This is a genomic window from Salinivirga sp. (genome assembly GCF_055145285.1).
In genome coordinates this window covers 32,779-52,570 of sequence record NZ_JBSRDC010000020.1, presented here as the reverse complement: position 1 = coordinate 52,570, position 19,792 = coordinate 32,779, and the positions used below count along the sequence as shown (strand labels likewise).

15 protein-coding genes are annotated in these 19,792 nt (G+C 37.2%); 7 read left to right on the top strand and 8 right to left on the bottom strand.

Features of this window, described 5'->3' with window-relative positions; translation table 11 throughout:
• Positions 1-134: 134 nt before the first annotated feature.
• From miaA to ACTB0Y_RS03955, 3 genes are read right to left on the bottom strand one after another with little or no spacing between them, the layout of a single operon-like run.
• Positions 135-1,058 (bottom strand): tRNA (adenosine(37)-N6)-dimethylallyltransferase MiaA, encoded by a 924-nt coding sequence (gene miaA, locus ACTB0Y_RS03965; RefSeq protein WP_463205501.1) that lies wholly within the window; start codon positions 1,056-1,058, stop codon positions 135-137.
• A complete protein-coding gene (locus ACTB0Y_RS03960; RefSeq protein ID WP_463205500.1) occupies positions 1,055-2,377 on the bottom strand; it encodes a glycosyltransferase family 87 protein in 1,323 nt (440 codons plus the stop codon). Before ACTB0Y_RS03960 ends, miaA begins: the two co-directional genes overlap by 4 nt.
• Positions 2,374-3,093 carry a glycosyltransferase family 2 protein gene (locus ACTB0Y_RS03955; RefSeq protein ID WP_463205499.1) on the bottom strand — a complete coding sequence of 240 codons (720 nt, stop codon included), beginning with the start codon at positions 3,091-3,093 and terminating at the stop codon, positions 2,374-2,376. The genes ACTB0Y_RS03960 and ACTB0Y_RS03955 overlap by 4 nt, the downstream gene beginning before the upstream one ends.
• 161 nt (positions 3,094-3,254) lie before the next feature.
• Between ACTB0Y_RS03955 and ACTB0Y_RS03950 the strand changes: the two genes are divergently transcribed.
• Positions 3,255-4,265, top strand: a complete 1,011-nt coding sequence (locus tag ACTB0Y_RS03950; RefSeq protein ID WP_463205498.1) for an NAD-dependent epimerase/dehydratase family protein — start codon at positions 3,255-3,257, stop codon at positions 4,263-4,265.
• Position 4,266: 1 nt separating this feature from the next.
• On the top strand, positions 4,267-5,421 hold the full coding sequence (locus tag ACTB0Y_RS03945) for a glycosyltransferase (protein WP_463205497.1): 1,155 nt from the start codon (positions 4,267-4,269) through the stop codon (positions 5,419-5,421).
• On the opposite strand, the gene ACTB0Y_RS03940 is transcribed toward ACTB0Y_RS03945, so the two are convergent.
• The 3 genes from ACTB0Y_RS03940 to ACTB0Y_RS03930 form a co-directional block, all read right to left on the bottom strand.
• A complete protein-coding gene (locus ACTB0Y_RS03940) occupies positions 5,393-6,886 on the bottom strand; it encodes a hypothetical protein (RefSeq protein ID WP_463205496.1) in 1,494 nt (497 codons plus the stop codon). The genes ACTB0Y_RS03945 and ACTB0Y_RS03940 overlap by 29 nt on opposite strands.
• Before the next feature lie 32 nt (positions 6,887-6,918).
• Positions 6,919-7,890: a glycosyltransferase family 2 protein gene (locus tag ACTB0Y_RS03935; RefSeq protein ID WP_463205495.1), complete on the bottom strand. Its 972-nt coding sequence runs from the start codon at positions 7,888-7,890 to the stop codon at positions 6,919-6,921.
• Positions 7,891-8,256: 366 nt separating this feature from the next.
• Positions 8,257-10,056 carry a MutS-related protein gene (locus ACTB0Y_RS03930; RefSeq protein ID WP_463205494.1) on the bottom strand — a complete coding sequence of 600 codons (1,800 nt, stop codon included), beginning with the start codon at positions 10,054-10,056 and terminating at the stop codon, positions 8,257-8,259.
• A gap of 343 nt (positions 10,057-10,399) precedes the next feature.
• On the opposite strand from ACTB0Y_RS03930, the gene ACTB0Y_RS03925 reads away from it, so the two are divergent.
• Positions 10,400-10,765, top strand: coding sequence for a DUF2141 domain-containing protein (locus ACTB0Y_RS03925; protein WP_463205493.1), 366 nt, complete (start codon positions 10,400-10,402; stop codon positions 10,763-10,765).
• Between the two features lie 27 nt (positions 10,766-10,792).
• On the opposite strand, the gene ACTB0Y_RS03920 is transcribed toward ACTB0Y_RS03925, so the two are convergent.
• Both ACTB0Y_RS03920 and ACTB0Y_RS03915 read right to left on the bottom strand, forming a co-directional pair.
• Positions 10,793-11,905 carry a toxin-antitoxin system YwqK family antitoxin gene (locus ACTB0Y_RS03920; protein ID WP_463205492.1) on the bottom strand — a complete coding sequence of 371 codons (1,113 nt, stop codon included), beginning with the start codon at positions 11,903-11,905 and terminating at the stop codon, positions 10,793-10,795.
• Entirely contained in the window at positions 11,902-12,705 is an 804-nt protein-coding gene (locus tag ACTB0Y_RS03915) for a COG1470 family protein (protein WP_463205491.1), read from the bottom strand. The genes ACTB0Y_RS03920 and ACTB0Y_RS03915 overlap by 4 nt, the downstream gene beginning before the upstream one ends.
• Positions 12,706-12,797: 92 nt before the next feature.
• On the opposite strand from ACTB0Y_RS03915, the gene ACTB0Y_RS03910 reads away from it, so the two are divergent.
• The 4 genes from ACTB0Y_RS03910 (at position 12,798) to ACTB0Y_RS03895 (ending at position 19,781) form a co-directional block, all read left to right on the top strand.
• Entirely contained in the window at positions 12,798-14,738 is a 1,941-nt protein-coding gene (locus tag ACTB0Y_RS03910) for a SpoIIE family protein phosphatase (RefSeq protein WP_463205490.1), read from the top strand.
• 339 nt (positions 14,739-15,077) lie between these two features.
• Positions 15,078-15,662 (top strand): hypothetical protein, encoded by a 585-nt coding sequence (locus ACTB0Y_RS03905; RefSeq protein ID WP_463205489.1) that lies wholly within the window; start codon positions 15,078-15,080, stop codon positions 15,660-15,662.
• Between the two features lie 59 nt (positions 15,663-15,721).
• Positions 15,722-16,231 carry a hypothetical protein gene (locus ACTB0Y_RS03900; RefSeq protein ID WP_463205488.1) on the top strand — a complete coding sequence of 170 codons (510 nt, stop codon included), beginning with the start codon at positions 15,722-15,724 and terminating at the stop codon, positions 16,229-16,231.
• A 1-nt stretch (position 16,232) separates the two neighbouring features.
• Complete coding sequence (locus ACTB0Y_RS03895) at positions 16,233-19,781, top strand: OmpA family protein (protein ID WP_463205487.1); 3,549 nt, start codon at positions 16,233-16,235, stop codon at positions 19,779-19,781.
• The last annotated feature ends 11 nt before the right edge of the window (positions 19,782-19,792 follow it).

Below are 19,792 nucleotides of genomic sequence, written 5' to 3'. Positions count from 1 at the left end.
GACGTTTTTAGCGTCGCTTTTTTTGTTTAATAGGCTTAGATCGATCCTTAAAACGGTCTATTATTTGAAGTTTTTTGTGGGTCCTCGAAATTTGTCAGAAAAACAATTTACTACATTTCAGAATTGATAGAGCATCATTTCCCAAGTAAATTCAAAACCACTTCAACCTTATCTTTCATAGGTAAATAACCATCGATCCAATGTATATCTGTACCTTTTCTTTGCATACGCCTGAACCAGGTCATTTGCCTTTTGGAAAATTGGTGAATGGCAATGTTAAGTCTTTCTACCATGGTATCGTAATCCATTTTTCCGGTCAGGTACCAGGTAAGGTATTTGTATTCCAACCCATATGAAATCAATCTTTCAGGCTCAACACCCTCATCAAGCAAACGTTTGGCTTCCTCAACCATGCCCTCTTTCAACCGCTGATGAAGCCGTTCAGTAATTCTTTTCTTTACCTGTGGCCTGTCAAATGAGGGTGCTACAATTAACGGTTTTATTTCAGGAATCTCTGTTGCATCTACTTGATGGTTTATATAATACGTTTCTATTTCAATGGCTCTGATGGCTCTCTGTTTGGTATCAACATCAGTCGTATTGTGCATTCTTTTCATATCAGATAGCATCCTGGTCAACTCCTCCAAACTTTTTTCTTGTAGCTCTGCGCGCAGTTGAGCATTTTGTGGTACATCCAGCAATTTGTATCGAGAAACCACTGATTCTACATACAGACCGGTTCCCCCGCTCAATACAGGAAATCGTTTTCGGGCTTTAATATCCTCGTATGCTTTTAAAAAATCTTGCTGAAACTGAAACACACTGTAAGTTTCACCTGCATCACAAATATCGACCAAATGATAAGGAATTGCTTTTCCGTCTACTACATAATCATCAAGGTCTTTACCGGTACCAATGGACATGCCCCTGAATACCTGGCGGCTGTCTGCACTTATGATTTCGCCGTTAAGTTTTGCAGCAACATTTACTGCCAGAGAAGTTTTACCGGTTGCTGTTACACCGGTTACAATTAATATATCAAAGTCATTAATTTTCATTCTCTCTGTTGTTTGTATATAGCGAGATTAAAACGGTTATAATTGATAAAAATAAGCAATAAGAGTAAAATTAAAAGTATACTTCCAATGGTAATAATAGAAAAAACCTCAAGTATGTCTGACATATACTGCCCTACAAACATTTCAGATGAGAATACAGTAAAAGCAATTGATACAAAGAAAAGAATTCTTAAGAAAAGAATATGCTTAGCTGATAGCTTTATATGTGCATGATATAGATATGCATAACTTACAAGATAAGCTGGAAAAAGAAATATAAAATAGGCTTTCCAGGATAAGGGGGTAAGAACTGGTATAGCAGCCATAACAAGGGCATATTCTATAAACTGTTTGGGAGCCGAAGGCTCAGAGATTTTTTTCCTAAAAAGAAACATTACCGGAATAGCCGCTATGACAATAATCATATACGAAAGATATTTAACCTTGCTTAATGACAAGTCTAATATATTCAGATATATGGGCTCATTAAGCGGGCTATGTTTAGTCAAACCAGGGCTTTCATGTGTAAACAGACTTCTAAAAAATGAAAAAACCGACTGGTTTTTATGACTGACTGACGCTAAGGTATCAACATTCTGAGTGAACCAAAAATGGTAATACTCGTATGACTGGCCAATACCAAATACTAAAAATGGAACTAAAGCAAAAATAATTGTGAAAAAAATAGTGTATGCTGACATCTTCGTGTCGCGTTTAAAAATAAAATAAAGTAATAGAAATATAGTATAAACCTTCATCGAAATACTGAAACTCAATAATAGTGCGGCCCAGAATTTTTGTCCTTTGCTATACTTGTACAAGCTTAACATAATGAGAAATAACATGAAAATATTGATCTGGATATTTCCCAAATTGTTCCATATATATCTGTATGATATCAAAACGGGTATGAGGATAACCCAATGCATTATACTCAAATGTGTTGTTGTAGCTAATTGATCATTTTTGAAATTAATGAATGCAACAGACTTATTTAGAAAAATTCTTATTGTATACTCAATAATCTTGTACATTGCCAGAGAACTTGCAACAAGCCATAGAACCTTAACAAGATAATGATTCAGATTATTAATTAAGGCCAGAAAAACACTAACGACCGAAAAGAATGGTGGCCAAGTATTAGTCAATGGGTTGGTGTAAATATTTTCACCATTCAACACAAAATTTCCAACTGACAGGTATCCGTCAAAATCACCTGAAGTGATAATTGTATTGCGTACAATGGCAAAAACAATGTTTAAAAAAATTATACCATATATAAAATACGCAAGCTTTTTTTTACTTTTGCTGTCGATCATAGTGATTTTGTGAAAACATTATATTTAAGGATACAGAAAATGGCTCTCAAGCCATCTTTCCAGTTTATTTTTTTTCCCTCACTATAGGTTCTGCCGTAATAAGAAATTCCAACTTCGTAAATCCGCACTTTAGGAATTCTCGACAATTTGGCGGTAATTTCAGGTTCGATACCAAACCTGTTCTCTTTAATGGTGATTTTCTTTAATAAATCAGCTCTTACCATTTTATAACAGGTTTCCATGTCAGACAGGTTCAAATTAGTAAACATATTAGAGATAGAAGTCAAAAATTTATTACCTATTGAATGCCAGAAAAATAAAATCCTGTGCGGGAGTGCCCCTTTAAAACGCGATCCATAAACCACATCGGCAAATCCATCGACAAAAGGTTGAAGTAATAAATTGTATTCATTTGGATCGTACTCTAAATCAGCGTCCTGAATAATAACAATATCACCGGTAGCTTCCTTAATTCCTGTATTTATTGCAGCTCCTTTTCCCTTATTTTTCTCATGATTTATTAATTTTATATCGGCATTGTTTCGACTGATATATTGCTCTGTAAGTTCTTTTGTCTTATCTGATGAGCAATCATTAATCACAATAATCTCTTTTTGTAAATCATTAATCAATTTGACCCGGATAACTTTATCTAAAATATCTGTTATAGTTGCCTCCTCATTATATGCGGGCATAAGTACTGATAATTTTTTCATTGCAGTGTATTTATCTTGATTAATTTCAATAAAACACCCTATGTGGTTAATGTTACATTGGGTGTAAACAGTATAGTTTGGCAAAACTATAAAAAATGTTCTTCAAAACATATTAAAATATATTCAATCAGATGATTATTTTTGCATCAAAGAAATATCAAATGTCAAAAGTTCTAATTACCGGCGTCGCAGGGTTTATAGGTTTTCACGTTGCCCAAAAACTATTAAAGAACGGTTTAAAAATTACCGGTATAGATGAAATTAATGATTATTATAAACCTCAGCTAAAGCTGGACAGACTAAAAGAACTAGGAATTCAAGACATAAAGCCCGGGATTGAGCAATCAGGTTCGCAAGATAAATTCACTTTTATTCAGGAAAGCACATACAATAGAGCGGCCATTGAAAAGCTTTTCGAAAAGGAGTCTTTCGACTACATTATACATTTGGCTGCACAGGCAGGTGTAAGAAACAGCATCGATAATCCCTATAAATACACAGAAAGCAATATTGAAGGTTTTCTCCCAATTTTGGAAGCATGCCGCCACCATGTGCCCAAACACCTCATTTTTGCCAGTTCATCAAGTGTTTATGGGAACTGTTCAAAAATCCCATTTGAAGAAACCGATGCCGTAGATCATCCTATAAGTTTATATGCGGCCACCAAAAAAGCCAATGAGCTCATGGCACATACCTACAGCCACCTTTACAATATTCCAGTAACGGGGTTAAGGTTTTTTACGGTTTACGGGCCATGGGGCAGACCAGACATGGCTTATTATAAATTTGCCAATGCAATTTTTAACGGTAAGGCTATTGAGATTTACAACAATGGCGACCTGAAAAGAGATTTCACATACATAGACGACATTACTGAAGGCATAGAAAAACTGCTTGACAGCCCCCCTGAAAAAAAACCGGCCTTTGATGTTTTCAATATCGGAAATTCGAACCCGGTAAAACTGATGGATTTTATTTCTACGCTTGAACACAAACTTGGGCAAAAAGCCAATAAAGTTTTTAAACCGATGCAACCAGGAGATGTTTACGAAACATATGCATCTACTGAAAAATTAAATACAAAAATAGGATATCAGCCAAACACCTCATTGGGCGATGGCTTAGAAAAATTTGCTGCCTGGTACAAATCTTATTATAAATTAAATTCATAACATGCAAATTATTTACGTTCATACTGTTGATATAGGGAAACCATCTACGGCAATTAATTTTGTGTTTTACAATGCCCTGGCAATTGCAAAACAAGGAATTGACGTTCATCTGATGTTCACCAATTCCAGCAATAAACCTGCGGTAGAAATATTAAAAAGCCATTTTAATGAGAAAATACCGGAAAACTTATATCTACATTCATTTTCAAACAAAAAGAAAAGGCATTTCAAACTATATAAAAAGATTCTAACAAAAGTAAAAGAGATAGAAACCTCTCAAACCATTTTTATTACAAGGGCAATTGGCATTTTAGCACATCTATTTCTGTTTAGCCGCAAAGGATTTAAAATGAATGTATTTTTCGAGTTGCATGATTTCTTTTATGATTTGAAACTAAAAAATGCCCCGTCGAAAAACATGAATCCTAAAAAGAAAAGATTTTACGAAAGACATTTCTTTAAGCACACAAAAGGATTGATATGTTTAAACAGCGCCTATAAAGACCTATACAGCAAGTATTTTAATGAAAACCACTTGCATGTTTTTCACACAGGTTTAAATAAGATTATCAAAACAAATACTCCTCGAAAAAATCAGGTTGTTTATATCGGAAGTGTTGACAATAATAAGTATGCCATAGAAGATATTTTTAAAGTAGCATCACTGACAAAACCAGGTATTACATACAAAGTAATTGGTGGACAAAATGAAGAGCAGATAAACTTTTTGAATGACTTATTAAACAAATACAGCGTTACAGAAAAAGTAACCATTGTGCCCTGGACCACACGCGATACAATATCATCGATTCTTAGCGAATCAAAAATTGGAATGCTCGCACTTCGAAACACTTTTAGTAACAGGCATTCGATTCCGCTTAAATTGTTGGACTACTATACACATGGGTTGGCGGTAATAGCTCCGCCTTATCATGCTTTTCAAGAGCTTTTAACAGAAAACAAACAGGGGTTTTATCTTGATTGGGAATCCGACCACGAGAAAATTGCTGAAAAAATTGAAGATATTTGTGAACATACTGATGAGTTTGAAAACATAAGTAAGAACGTTTATTTAAAAGCGCAGGATCTGACATGGGAAAAGAGGGCCATAAAACAAATCCGTTTTTTTAACTCTTTTTTGGAACAAAACGCCTGATAAAAGGTATTTTGCGCAGCCAGGGATCAAAATTTACCTGCAAAAACAAAAATATAGCGAAAGCAATTAAAGGAAATATCGAATTATAGGTGGATCCGCCACCAGCATAAATTATTACCGAAGTTGCAGACAATGGCATTGAAACTATTATAAGTTTTAAATAGGCCCATTTTTGCTCTCTCCATAAAACATATATTACATACAACGCCAGCCATCCTAGCAAAGGTAATGGATGCGTAATGGTCAACACGGTGAGCAAGCGCATAAACACGATATAGCTAAACCACAATGGATCACTGCTGATGTCACCTAACACTTTATCTTTCATTACCGTTTCGTAATGGTCTATTTCATCAAATTTGATATAATACAGACTATCCTTATCGTAGTATAAATCCGTATGCAATTTCCCCGAATATGGAATTTCTAAACCATATTTCTCTTTCAATACGGGCACTGCATAACGATATGCAACGGGGTCGTTCCAGGCATATCCATATTTAAAGTCAAAATCGCCTAAACCGCAAAATACCGGATGCCAAAAACGATGTCCCTCAATCTGCTTGCCATTATATGGGTGGCCACCAGCTGTTTGCACGAAAGTATATGTTTCTTCAAACTTTTTTTCAAAATATTGCTGAATCAATTCACGTGTGCCCATTAAAAAAAGTATAAAAAGCGATAGAGAAACTATACGCAATAAAAATGGACGTGCTGAAGATAAGAGGTAAATAAAAACAACAGAAGCACTAACAACTAATATCTCATTTCTGATTTCAGCAAAAAACCCAATAACAATAGCCGATAAGATGGCGGATAAAAATACCGTAAAAAGCGTTACACGTTTTCTAAACAACCAATCAGCATTTAATCCTAATATAAACAAAAAGCCACTACTCATTAAACCAAAGATATTTTCATTGCCATAATTTTCGAATAGTAAAAAGGGGCTTAAATTAGCCAAAACGGCAATAATTAATCCCAGCAAAGGTTTTTGGGCTCGACGAAATCCTAAAAAGACAACCATAATTGCCAGAGTAAAGCAAATAGCATTGAACAACCTGACGGAGGGATTCTCTGGCGATCCACTTAACCAGGCTTTGGGCAGATAGGCCCAAATACGTGCATTCTCGCCCAATCGGGCCCAGTGCTCATATTCCATGATTAAATCCTCCGGATGCTGTTCTATAAAATTTTGGGCAGCCTCTCTATTATATGCCGGATATTTGCCTTTTGAGGCCAACGGGAAGTAATCTGTGTAGTAATAAAAATACAGAAAATGCTGTGCTTTGTCATGACTCAACCCAATGGCATCTTTACGTCTCTGAACTTTGGGATATCCCAAAAATTCTGTATAGGTATACATTAAAGTGTTAAATGCAAAAATGCCAAGTAACACATATAAGGCAATCCTTGTGTTTTTTAACTTCTCATTAAATGCTGAGTGTATAATTTGCCTGAACATAAAAAACAGTATTTAAGCTGTTCGTTTTATCCTTACAGAGTGTTAGGTTGCTCGCCATGGTCTGTACTTTGCTGTATATCTTCTATTAAATATATAGGTGGGTCTTTAGTTTCTTTAAATATTTTGCCAATATAGTCTCCTGTAATTCCAATGAGAATAAATAAAACAGCAAATCCAAAGCTCAAGAATGTGATTAATGTGGTGTAACCGCCTACGGGTCGGTCATAAAACCACATAAAAACAGAATATATGAATAAAATAAAGCTCAATCCACTAAAAATAAGCCCAATAAACACACCTACTTTTAGAGGAGCAAGTGTTTGCGTAGTAAATGCAGAAAATGCCAACCGAAGCAATTTAATAAATGAATACTTACTTTCTCCAAGTTCTCTTTCTGGCGCATGAAACGGCAAAAGTTTTTTGCGGAAACCTACATTCTGTACAACTCCCCTTATAAACCTTGTATTACTACGATAACGGGTTCTCAGAACATCAGCAACACGATTTGATACCATGAAAAAATCGGTTGTATTGGGTTCAATTTGATTTTCAGATAAACGATTCAAAGTGGAATAAAAAATACGGTTAAAGGTTCGGCGTAGTAACCCGGAATCCTGGCGTGATATGCGGACCATCATAACCACCTCATATCCTGCGTTAAAAGCCTCTATAATAGTAGGTATCAATTTGGGTGGATGTTGCAAATCTGCATCCATACATATTACGGCATCGCCTTTGGCAAAATCTATACCGGCCAGCATAGCTGCTTCATGGCCATAATTTCGCGATAGATTAATATTTTTGACCTTTTCACCGCTTTTAATAATCCTGTCTAATATCTGCTTTGAATTATCTAAGCTCCCATCATTGACAAAAATAATTTCATAATCCACATCGTTAGCCAGCAATTCCAGTTCCTTTTCCAGCTGGAGGTAAAATGTCTCTAATACATCTTCTTCATTATAGACCGAGACAACAATGGATATTTTATTTTTTGCACTCATATGAGATTATCCGCAAATATAGAATTGTTTTCTTTAATGGGTATCTGTTTCTTTACTTAATCTGTAATTTTTAGTCAGAAAATTAATGGTCCTGCCCCATACTTGCCACTCAGCAGCGCCAATTTATCATGACACCCTGAATCTTTGCTTCAACAAACTAATCAGGGTTCATTCTTAAAGCTAAAAGTATGAGTGTAATTTTTATAAGTCCGAGGCTTACCGTTTTTGAAAATCAGGGAGTCCTCCGGCTGGCGCATGATTGTTTGTAAAATGCACATAACCATCGGTCGACAAAGGCTTGCCGACGGCACGGCGCAGTTAATGAAGTTTTCTTACGGGCCCAACTCATACAAATATCAAATAACTTCATTCGATCAACCCCATCTGTTTCATGAGCAGTTGAGCATTCATGGTTTGGGTAACACCCGGCTGCAGTTTGTAGTCGAAATTTACCTCCTCCCCTGTAATCTCGATCTCAAAGCAATAGTTTTCAAACGTTTCAGGATATTGATCAGCTAACGCCCCCAATTGGGTATCATGTGTAGCTACAATACCGCCTACATCGTATCTTTTGAGTTGTGTAAGAAAATCCATGGAACCCTTGCGCTTGTCTTCAGAGTTGGTACCTTTCAGAATTTCGTCCAACACCAAAAACAGCCGCTCTCCTTTTCTGATACGGTCATATGCCTCGCGCAGCCGGCGTAACTCAGCATAAAAATAGCTCTCATCCTTCGACAGGGAATCTGTAGTGCGCATGCTGGTAAAAATAGCTACAGGCGTAAACCTAAAAGTTTTGGCACAAACGGGCAAGCCGGCCATAGCCATCACCATATTGAGGGTAACGGTTCGCAAAAAAGTACTTTTCCCCGCCATATTGGCCCCGGTAATGATATGAAAAAAAGTACCCCGCGGAAAATCGTAATCATTCACCACTCTTTTATCCTCAGAAAGTAATGGATGGCCAAGTTCTTTGGCCTGCAATTGTTGTTGTGCATCTGCCAGCGGTTTGCAAAAACCCGGGTTGTTTTGCCAATAAGCACCCCCGCTTATCATGGCATCCATAGTGTCGAGGGCACGCATCCAATCTTTAATATGCAAACTGACTTCCGTATGCCATCTTGAATAACGACTTACACATTGGATATCCCACAAAAAAAGCGAATTGGCAATAATAGCTACTACAAAATTGTTGCGGTACTCAAAACTTTTAATAATTCCTGCCAGGCGAGTGATTGATTGCAGTGCGGTCTCTTTTCCTTCGTTCAAATTTTGGCTGATTTGTTTCAGCGCCTCACTTTCCCAGGGTTCAATATCAATAAGCTTTATTAAAGCTTTTTGTCCCAGCATAATTTTCTCTGTTCGTCCAAGCGCTGCATCGGCTTTTTTGGTGTATTTCATGGCTAACCCCACAAGCCCCCACTGGAGTAAAACAAATAGAATTGGATACCCGACCGGAATGAACTGTAATGAAGATAAAACTATTGTTAGAATGGTGAGAACAGGCACACCCCAACGAATAAAATCGTGTATGAGCCATTTTGGCGCACCAATCTCCGATTCCGACAGCCGGTTAAACAAATTTTCGGAAGCATCGTCCATGCGGTTGATGCGTGCATGTGCCATAAACTGATGGCGCCATTCGGTTTTTGTACCCAGTTCAGTCAATGCCTGTTGCCGTTTACGTATGGCTTCCCATGCCTGCAAGGGCTGCATAAACCAGCCGGCCAGCATCCGTTTACCGCCCGGCCGTGTAGTTTGATTGATGGTGGCAAAAAAACTTTCCTGACCAAACACATCCAAATCATAACTAAACGAGTGGCTCATATCTTTAAACTCCTCGCCAGTGTCAAATTCTGAAAAATCGCCATTCAGTGCATTCAGGTTTTCCTCATTAATTAGCGCCAGCTCCTTATGCCAGCGCACCATACGCTCAAGGCGCGCGCTGTATTGCACAAGCACCAAAAAGACTATTATTGTTGCCACTAAAATGCAGGTAACTATCCACACATTGGTGCTTAAGGCAAAATAAAAACCCACTATTGCAACTACAAAAACCAATAACCGGGCAGTTGCATTGATATTGTATGTTCGCTTGTACTTTCTACGCAGCGAATTGTGATGTTTAAATCTTTCCGTATACAGCGCTTCCGTTTTTTGTTTTTCCATGGGATAAAAATATATTGAAAATCGGCAATTGCCAATTTTCATTTAGCTGTTATGTTAATTAAAGTTCACCTATTCATAAAGAGCTATTTACATGCCTTTGGTAAAAATAGCCTTAATTCGATGTAAGATTGGTTCCAACATTATTGTAAATATTTCGTTTAGAAATAACTGAGGGCTTTTGTGATTTGTTTATTCGTTTATGATTGAACAAAAAATATTACATAAACATAAATCAATCTCTGAAAATATATCGAAACATATTTTAAAAATAATTTTACAATTAAACATGTCTTCCATGAAAAATGTGCTTTTGAAAGTTTTTCTTTTAAGCTGTTTGTTAAGTATGATGGCCCTACAGCTCCCGGGGCAGCATGTATTGACAATTAAGATTAAAAACCTGCCGGAAAACAAAGGTCGAATTATGCTCGAACTACTAGATCAGGACCGCAATACATTAGAACGTGTGGTGGGTGAAGTAAACGACAAACAAAGCACCATAACCATCGACAGTTTAGCATCGGGCACATATGCTTTTCGGTATTATCACGACCTTGATGGAGATGGGGAACTCAACACCAACCTGGTAGGCATGCCCACCGAGCCTTATGGATTTTCGAACAACGTTGTGGGTTCATTTGGTCCGCCGGCATTTAAGCGGTGGTTGTTTGAATTGGAAGGTGATAAAGAAATGCGATGCAAGCCTGAATAGTCAGGTTTATATCGACCAGGTTAAACTTTATTCAGCAGATGTTTTTTCCACATGGGCTTTTAATAATCTGCCATTAATAAACACAACTTTCTGTATAATTTCACCTGCCTGATTGAACCAGGTCCAACGCCCACTCCTGGCACCATCTAAATAGCTACCACAAGTTTGCAATTCCCCTGTGGGATAGAATGTTTTCCAAATGCCATGAGATTGACCATCTTTATAGGCCCCAAGTTGCTTGATTTTTCCGTTGGGATGATACACTTTCCACACACCGTTAAATTCATTGTTTTTATATTTACCGGTTGAGAAAACAGTGCCGTTTATTAAATACGAATACCACTGCCCTGCTCTTTTGTCGTTTGCAAACAATCCCTGCTCTGCGAGCCGGCCGTCCGGATAGTACATTTTGGTCTCACCTTCCCGGCTATTGTTATTATAATGTACCACCCGTTTTAATGATCCGTCATTGTAATAACTTTTCAAAAGACCGTTCAATTTTCCATTTTCGTAATATGCGACGCGCTCAAGATTTCCATTTTTAAAATAAGTATACAGCGTATCATAATAACCGGCTTCGTTGCGATAACCCTGATAATTAATCTCTCCGGTTTCATGGAAACTTTTATAAAGACCAGCTTTTTTATCAGCAGCATACTTCTGTACTTGATTCAGGTTTCCATTGGGATAAAAAAGAGAATCGTATCCTGTCTTTTCGCCATTTTCATAGTGCATTATTGAAGCCAGCTGTCCGGATTGACTAAATTCTGTTGCTCTTCCCTTGATTTCATCCTCCGCATAATGGCCTGTAAGATATTTCTCCCCATTGGGGTAATAATGAGTAAACGCTCCACTCCTTTCTCCAGCGCTGTAATTGTATTTTGTTTTAATGCGACCGGAAGGATAATAAATTATCCAGACACCCTGCATCTTATTTTTTTCGTAAAAACCCGATTGATAAAGTGTGGCTGAATCTTTAAAAAAATAATAAAATCCAATTTTTATGGTATCATTTTCCTGGATGTACCCCTCAAATTTTTCATATCCATTGTTCTTAACTACAACAAAAGTATTGTCCTGTGCGACATTAATTACAGGTATAAATATGAAACAAAGTACTATGCGATAAAAATAGATCATTTGGGGACCTGAATCACCATTTGAGTTCCTTCCAGGTTTACATTACTACCATAATCCAGTACAGCAGCCAAAGCGTAAGTTCCCTTAGGAAGGTCTATGGGCATCTTTAAAATAATCTTTTGGGTGTTTTTGGGATATGCAGTAAACTGTACGGGTTCATATTGGTGTTCTTTGGCTGTTTGCATATTCGAGGCTATTAAAAACACCTTACAAGGAATAATAATATCACTCAGGTTTGTGACAATGGCAGAAAACCAGCGCTCAGTAGAATCTTCCGAAGAAATTTCTCTTAACTGACCGATTTTAGCTTTGAGATTCTTATTGGATTTGGCTGTCTGGTAAACCTGAATGGCAATTCTTGGACTTAGGTTTAGACCTGCAGCTAACTCTTCACCAGCTTCAAAAGCGGTTTGTTCTTTTGCAGTACGCACATAAATAAGTCCCCATCTCGATCCGTCATCATCCGTAGGTGGTTGCACTGAAACACTCACCTGCCGTTCGGCATTGGGTTCCAGATCAAAAAATGAAGGGCTGATACTCATCCAGTTGGCAATCGAGTGTTTTGTAGAATTGGCAGGTTTAAATTGCTTATCACCATCAGAAGACACCACAAAATCGCCAGCACTTAATATATATGATGTTTTTTGAGCACTATGATTTTTGATTGTAACAGTTTTCGTTTGAGATTCCCCTGGATTGGCACTAAAATAAAGTTGTACAGGCGACACTTCAAAATCCTGGGCAAACGCTTGCATTATTGTTATTAAAAAAAATATTATGCTTAGAATCTTAACTTTCATATTTTTGTTTAGTTTTGTTAATTAATGGTCATTTCAAATTCGAGCGAAAAATAATGAAAATATCTGGATGTGCAATATACAAATTTTTTCTGTTGACAATTCTCCTATGGTTGTATAGTTCGGCATACAGTCAGCAAATATCGCAAATTAGCCCAGATGACCATAGCAAAATCAACAAATTTCTTGAAATTGCCGAAACGGCCATGAACCAGGGAAATTCCCAGGTAGCCGCCACCAATTACACCAAGGTAGCTTTTATTTATTGGAAACATGATTATTTCAGAGATGCCATTGATTATTTCTCACAATCGGCTGTAATCTATCAAAAAACAGAAAACCTCAAAAACCTGAGAAGCGTTTATACGAACATTGGTGTTTTGTACACAGACTTGCAGGAAATTGAATTATCCGAGGAGTATTTCAAAAAAAGCCTGGAAGTGGCAAGAGAAATAGGCAAACAGGAAGAAATAGCTTCAGGGTTGATTGACCTGGCCTATATTCTATCGGCCATGGGCAGATTTGACGAATCCAATCAAAAGTTAGAAGAAGCTTTTCAGATTGCCGAGCAGATCGGAAACAACCAATTATTACTTGCTTGTTATGGTCTGTTTGCAGATAATTTTCGTAACATGAATCAGCCCGATAAAGCTTCTGAATACCGGAATAAATACAATAGAATTCAACAATTTGCACAAGCCCAGACCATGCGCGCTGAATTTGAAGAGGAAAAAGTGGAGAGTATGGCTGAAATACAAAGGCAAAAAGCTGAAAAAAGAGCCCAGCAATTGGAACTGGAGCTGCGGCAAACCAGACTGGAGTCTACGCAGGATTCATTAAAATTTGCAGAACGATTAAGTAAACAACGACAAGCGCAGATAGACCTGTTAAAAAAGGACAGCATCATTAAAGCACAAACCTTAAAAAGACAAAGGGCTGAGCAAAGAGAGGCAGAGGCACGTATTAAGCAGCAGGAAGCTGTTGAACGCAACCAAAAAATCATTATATATGGTACCGGTGTGGTGCTTATTTTAGCCATTCTGGCAGCCATATCCTTATTTATACGGTTTAGAGACAAGAAAAAAGCCAACCGCATTCTTGAAGACCGAAACCGCGAAATTGCAGAGAAAAGTGATGAATTATCAGCTGCATTGACAAAAATTCAAAAACAGAATAAACAAATCACCAAGAGTATCAATTACGCGCAAAGCATACAGACCGCTATGCTGCCTGAAAGAAAAGAATTGAATAAATATATACCTGATTCCTTTATATTCTTCAAACCCCGCGACATCGTGAGTGGTGACTTTTACTGGTTCAGAAAAGCGCAGAAAAAATTCGACATTCAAAAAATATTTAACATCTCTCGCAGGGAAGAGTTTTCACCACTACAAAAAGACGATTATTTTCTTATCTCAGCCGTTGATTGTACCGGGCATGGTGTACCGGGCGCTTTTATGTCGATGATTGGGTATAATTTGTTGGACGATATTACAGATAAGGGCATTAGCCGTCCGGATCTTATTCTGGAGCAGTTGCATCAAGGTGTGCAGGTAGCCCTTAAACAGGAAGTGACTGAGAATAAAGACGGAATGGACCTTTCATTTTGCCAGATAGATATAGAAAACAAAAAACTGACTTTTGCCGGAGCCAAAAATCCGCTCGTATATATTCAGGATAATGAGGTGCATCAGCTACAGGCCGATAAAATTCCCATTGGCGGTACTTTGGTGAAAGATCCTAAATTTACGCTTAAGGAAATCGATATTGACAAGGACACCTATTGTTATATTTTCTCTGATGGTTTTGTTGATCAATTCGGAGGTCCAAAAGGCCGAAAATATATGGCCAAAAAGTTCAGGGCTTTGTTACTTGAAATCCATAAACGCCCCATGGAAGAACAGCAGGAAATACTGGAACTGACCATTGATACCTGGATGGGTGAAAGATATGCCCAAATTGATGACATGCTTGTTATGGGATTCAAATTAACACCTGATTTGCTTAACATAAAACAACATGACACGAAGGGGTAAGGCTATTAAAGCATTAATATTAAAAGCATTAACATTCATCTGTGTTTAATTATTGGGTATTAGAAAATTTGTTAGAATGAGATATTTATTTTGGGTGCATGTAATCCATCAAACAACTTAATATAAACACTATGTATATTGTAAACGAATAACATACAAATATTTCAGTCATTTTCAAATTGAACGAAATTAATATTAATGTTCATCCACATAAAATGGTTCTTTGTCAAATTCTCGTAACAAAATTGTGAATGAAAAGTTAAAGAATATAGTGAAAGCCTTTAAAATTTATATATTGGCACAGAAAAAAGGTAAATAATAACCCTAAATTAAATTAATATGAAAAAACTAAGTGTACTTTTTGTCGGACTGTTGCTGGGCATAGCAACAATCGCACAACCGGTGGTTGACAATGCCATTATTCCGGTTGCAGTAAACCTGAACTCCATTTTAAGATTAAATGTTACTTCCGGTGGTAACATTGAGTGGACAGTTAATACCATTGACCAATACCAAAATGGAATCGCTACAGGACCAAGATACCAAACTGATTTCACAGTGGCCTCATCCGTTGATTTTGATGTTAACTTATATGCTGAAGATGGCACGCTACTGGGTACAGATGACGTTAATAATACAATGCCCTTAGATAATATTGGATATAATGTAGTAAGTACAGGAACTGGAGGTGACGGAACACAGTGGAACTTACCCGGAGCTGTTGCAGCGCTTACCAACTCTGCTGTGCCAGTTGTAAATAGCATTGCAACTTTTGGTGCAGGGGATATTACCCAAAACGCCTTCCAAATTCAATGGGAAATGGGAACAGGTGGTACAGGGATGAATGGCCAATCGCTATTGCAGCAATCATTAGCACCTGACCGTTATACTACTAATGTATTTCTAGTATTGGTACCACAATAATGTTTTAAAAAGCAATGCAGTTTCACTGCATTGCTTTTTTCAATAATAAATTGAATAGTTTGAAAACTTATCTTTTTAATCTTTTTCTAATTTTTTTTGCCCTTAATTCCGTTGCTCAAAACAATGTAACTTCAAGAGTTATTGTTAAAACCGGTAATTATGTTGAGTTCTTTGTTAATCACATTGAAGATTATGAAAATGGGATGTCTTTAGATGATTACACCACCCTTCAGGTTGAGTATAACGACACGGTATCAGGAGGAATAGCTAACCCGGCAGGACCGGGTTGGGAACTCAATGTAAGGGCAATGAGCGCGAGTATTGAGTCGGTTGATTCAGGAGAAACCTTACCATTGAACACACTTGAGCTGAGGGTTTTTCATGAAGGTGTTACCAGTACCTATACTTTAAGCTCTATGGATACAGAAATAGCCACAGGCACTGATAAGGTAGCTTATGTGGCCGATGTACTGATTAGTTATGATATTGGTAAAACTAACCCAATAAATATTGTGTCCAATGAACGGTTTATTGTGGAACTTATATTTACGTTAAAAACCAAAGATTAAATTGAATGCTAAACGTTTCATAGCGCTTTTTTTTTGGCTGTTGCCCTTTATGGCACTCGGCCAATTTTCTTTTTTGGACGACCCCTACAGTGATATCCAATTAGAATTTCTGCGCGACAAAATTGAAACGAGTGCTGAAGAATCTTTCTTTAATGTTTTAAAAATAAAAAACCCTACAGACAGAAGGTTACAATTTAATGCACACCTGACTTTACCAAGAGGATGGAGTTTAATGGTGGAACAAAGACAAACAATAACGCTCCGTCCGAATGACTCTATCTTAATACCAATAAGAGCAGGCATTTCGCCAAGTGCAAAAGGTGAAATTGGATACGCAGTTGTTGCTACATTAACGGACAATAACGGAAAATCATTTAAAAACAAATACAGCTTCGTCAATATCCCAAAAAACAATAAAATTAAGTTCAGACCTGCACAAAGAACCCTTTATTTTAATAATGCCACCAACAAGGCACAAATGGAATTTAATTGCATTAACCAGGGAAATGTAGATGAAGTAGTCTATCTTGAATTTAATTATGATAAAGGCATAAAAATGCCCAATGGAGCTAATCAAACCTTTAAAACAGAATTCTTACTAACACCAAATGCGGACACAACACTAAACTTTGATGTTAGTTATCTCAGTCAAGGGGAACAAACTTACGGCGATCGAAAAAATTACCGGGTGCATGTAAAAACATACACAAGAGATACGGCTTTTGAAAATGCCTTATGGATAAAAAAAATAAACCAGGAATATGAAAATTACATCCCGGATCGCAACAGATTACTTATCGTTGAATTATCCGCCCTTAATATTTTCTCGAACTATGACCCCATTTATAATGCTGATGTAAGAGGAAGTTTTCTGACGCGTAAGGCAGGAAGTATCTTCTACAGATTTCAAACTATGGGAAAACGCTTTTCGGAAGAGCCCTGGAAATATTCCAGAATACGGGTAAGATATAATTACAAAAATTTATTGTTAAAACTGGGTGATATAAATGAAAGTATCGATCAATCGCTTTTTGGTCGTGGAGCTTCCGCTCATATCAATATAAAAAAGCAGGAAATAAGTCTAACAGCCACAAGAAACCTGTATAATAAAGCCGATAAAGTAGGAGCCTTGTTAAAATTAAAACCTATCGGGGAATCATATGTCGAAGCAGGGGGTATCTATGCTCAAAATAGCGATTTAAGCCAGGATAATTATTTAGGCGTTTTTGGTTTTTTCGTCCCTTTTTTCGACAACCTCCGATTCTATATCCGGGGTGGAATTAGTGAAACTTATTTTACAGATTTTGGAAACCGATCTGTTATGGGTTATGGTTCCCAGGCAAACCTTAATTATAATTCTAAAAAGCTTAATTTCAGAAGCACTTTTCAATACGGAGACAGGCATTACAAAGGTTATTTTGCAGGCAGACTGAAAACATACAACCAGGCAAATTATGAAATAAGCAAAAGATTACGATTATCAGCAACAGCCAATTTATTCAAAAATAATCCACCTGTATATGATGGATATAAACTGCGAGAAGATCTATATTTTAATTCGCTTTATTCACTTGTACAACTGAATTATACACTGAATCCAAATTTTACGTTATACGGAGGACCACGTCAGGAAATTAAATGGTCAAATAACTTTTTTAATTTTGACCAAAACAGTGAACTATCTGTACCTACATCATATCTAACTGTAGGTGTCAGAATCAGAGGTCAAAATACATCCGTAACCGCAAACCTAAAAGGGGCAGCAGGGTATACTTATACTTCAGTGGATAGATTTGCGATGAGTAACCCAATTCTCAATAAAAAACATCATTATCCCAGCTTTGAACTTGGGGTGAATTTACGGGGCAGAATCTGGAGTATTTATGCCAGCTATTACGAAGGGCCCTATACCTTAAATCAGCATTTTGAAAACATCTATTTTAACGTCGACAACAGATTGGTTCGTATACTCCCACAAATAGACCTTTTTGTTTACGAGGACTACATAAAAATCACCAATCGGTCAACAATGAACTTTGACCTGGCGTCAAAAAGCACGAGATACAATATTAATACGATTGTTTCAGGCTATCCTGGCAAAGGTTGGCGGCTACAATTAATAAATACAATAGGTTACCAATCATCTTATGATGCAGTAGTAGAAGAAAAATACACATTTAGTAACAGCTATTTTGAATTCCGGGTACAGAAAAAATTTGGGTTTGACCAACCCAGGGTACAATACCATGACTTAAGAATGGTATTTTTTAAGGACCTTAATGGCGATGGTACAAAAAGTAAAGATGAACCCGGTATTGAAAATGTACTTGCCAAAATCAATGTCGATCACACTGTGAATGACTCAATGCAACAAATTGGCAATGTGAATGAAGGAGGGTTTTACGCTACAGAGCTACTATCAGATATAAAGGGATTGGTCAAATATAATAATATTCCGGGAGGTTTCTACACGGTAAATTACGTATCACTGGGGAAAATGCAGGGTAACTTTACAAGCGATAAAAGCCAGCAAAAGTTTATCATGGACGACGATAAAACCATTTACATACCTTATAAAGAGAACAATAAAATATTTGGTTCTGTTATCCTCAACAGGTCAAAATTATCGAATCTGGGTAATATCTCGCCAGCCAATGTTAAAATTACCGCCACCGATAGTAAAGGTAATGTTTACTCTACCCTAACAGATAAAAATGGAGACTTCATACTGTATGTGCCCAATGTGGACAAGTACAAAATTCATATGAACAATATTTTTTATGAACATTTTAACCTGGCACAAAACGACTTTACTGTAGAACTTAATGGTTATAAGCAGTTTGAAATAAACTTTATTTTGAACGAAAAACGCAGAAGAATAAACTTTAACAACAATCTTGATTTTGCAGAGCAGGATCGCAATGTACGGGTAATAAGGCGTACCAACCTCGGTGGTTCGGTGAAAGATGCTGCCACATTTAAACCCATTAAGGCCGAAGTGAAAATTATAGATAATGAAACCGGTGCAGTTGTTACTGAAGCCAATACCGATAGTAAATCAGGTAAATTCTACGTGTCGTTCCTTGCCGGCGAGAACTACAAGCTTGTAGTCACCTCAGACGGTTACTGGTTCTATGCAGAGAACCTGCCTTCAGGGCAAATTACTACTTTCCAGAACATGAAGCGTGAAATCATGCTCGATTATATCACAGTAGGTTCAAAAGTTAACCTGCAGGCCATTACATTTGAGCCAGACAGTGACCAGCTAACACCAGAATCAATGGCCGAACTCGACCGTCTGGCAGGCATCTTAAAAGATAACCCCGGAATTGAACTCGAAATAGTAGGCCATTGCGATGATATTGAAGCCATCGAAAACATAAAAGTTGCCGAAGAGCGGGCGCGCACCGTAACCAGTTATTTAATGAAACAAGGCATTAAAAATATAAAATTCAGTAGTGCCGGAAATTCACAACCCGTTTCTGCCGGTAATACAGAAGAAGAGCGAGCTAAAAACCGCCGTGTAGAAGCAATTGTGATTAGTAAGTAGCGCGGGATTGG

Coding starts and splice junctions, on each gene's coding strand:
- ACTB0Y_RS03925 (WP_463205493.1), top strand. CDS start 10,400: ATGATGGCCCTACAGCTCCCGGGGCAGCATGTATTGACAATTAAGATT.
- ACTB0Y_RS03960 (WP_463205500.1), bottom strand. CDS start 2,377: ATGATCGACAGCAAAAGTAAAAAAAAGCTTGCGTATTTTATATATGGT.
- ACTB0Y_RS03920 (WP_463205492.1), bottom strand. CDS start 11,905: ATGATCTATTTTTATCGCATAGTACTTTGTTTCATATTTATACCTGTA.
- ACTB0Y_RS03915 (WP_463205491.1), bottom strand. CDS start 12,705: ATGAAAGTTAAGATTCTAAGCATAATATTTTTTTTAATAACAATAATG.
- miaA (WP_463205501.1), bottom strand. CDS start 1,058: ATGAAAATTAATGACTTTGATATATTAATTGTAACCGGTGTAACAGCA.
- ACTB0Y_RS03950 (WP_463205498.1), top strand. CDS start 3,255: ATGTCAAAAGTTCTAATTACCGGCGTCGCAGGGTTTATAGGTTTTCAC.
- ACTB0Y_RS03905 (WP_463205489.1), top strand. CDS start 15,078: ATGAAAAAACTAAGTGTACTTTTTGTCGGACTGTTGCTGGGCATAGCA.
- ACTB0Y_RS03955 (WP_463205499.1), bottom strand. CDS start 3,093: ATGAAAAAATTATCAGTACTTATGCCCGCATATAATGAGGAGGCAACT.
- ACTB0Y_RS03930 (WP_463205494.1), bottom strand. CDS start 10,056: ATGGAAAAACAAAAAACGGAAGCGCTGTATACGGAAAGATTTAAACAT.
- ACTB0Y_RS03935 (WP_463205495.1), bottom strand. CDS start 7,890: ATGAGTGCAAAAAATAAAATATCCATTGTTGTCTCGGTCTATAATGAA.
- ACTB0Y_RS03940 (WP_463205496.1), bottom strand. CDS start 6,886: ATGTTCAGGCAAATTATACACTCAGCATTTAATGAGAAGTTAAAAAAC.
- ACTB0Y_RS03945 (WP_463205497.1), top strand. CDS start 4,267: ATGCAAATTATTTACGTTCATACTGTTGATATAGGGAAACCATCTACG.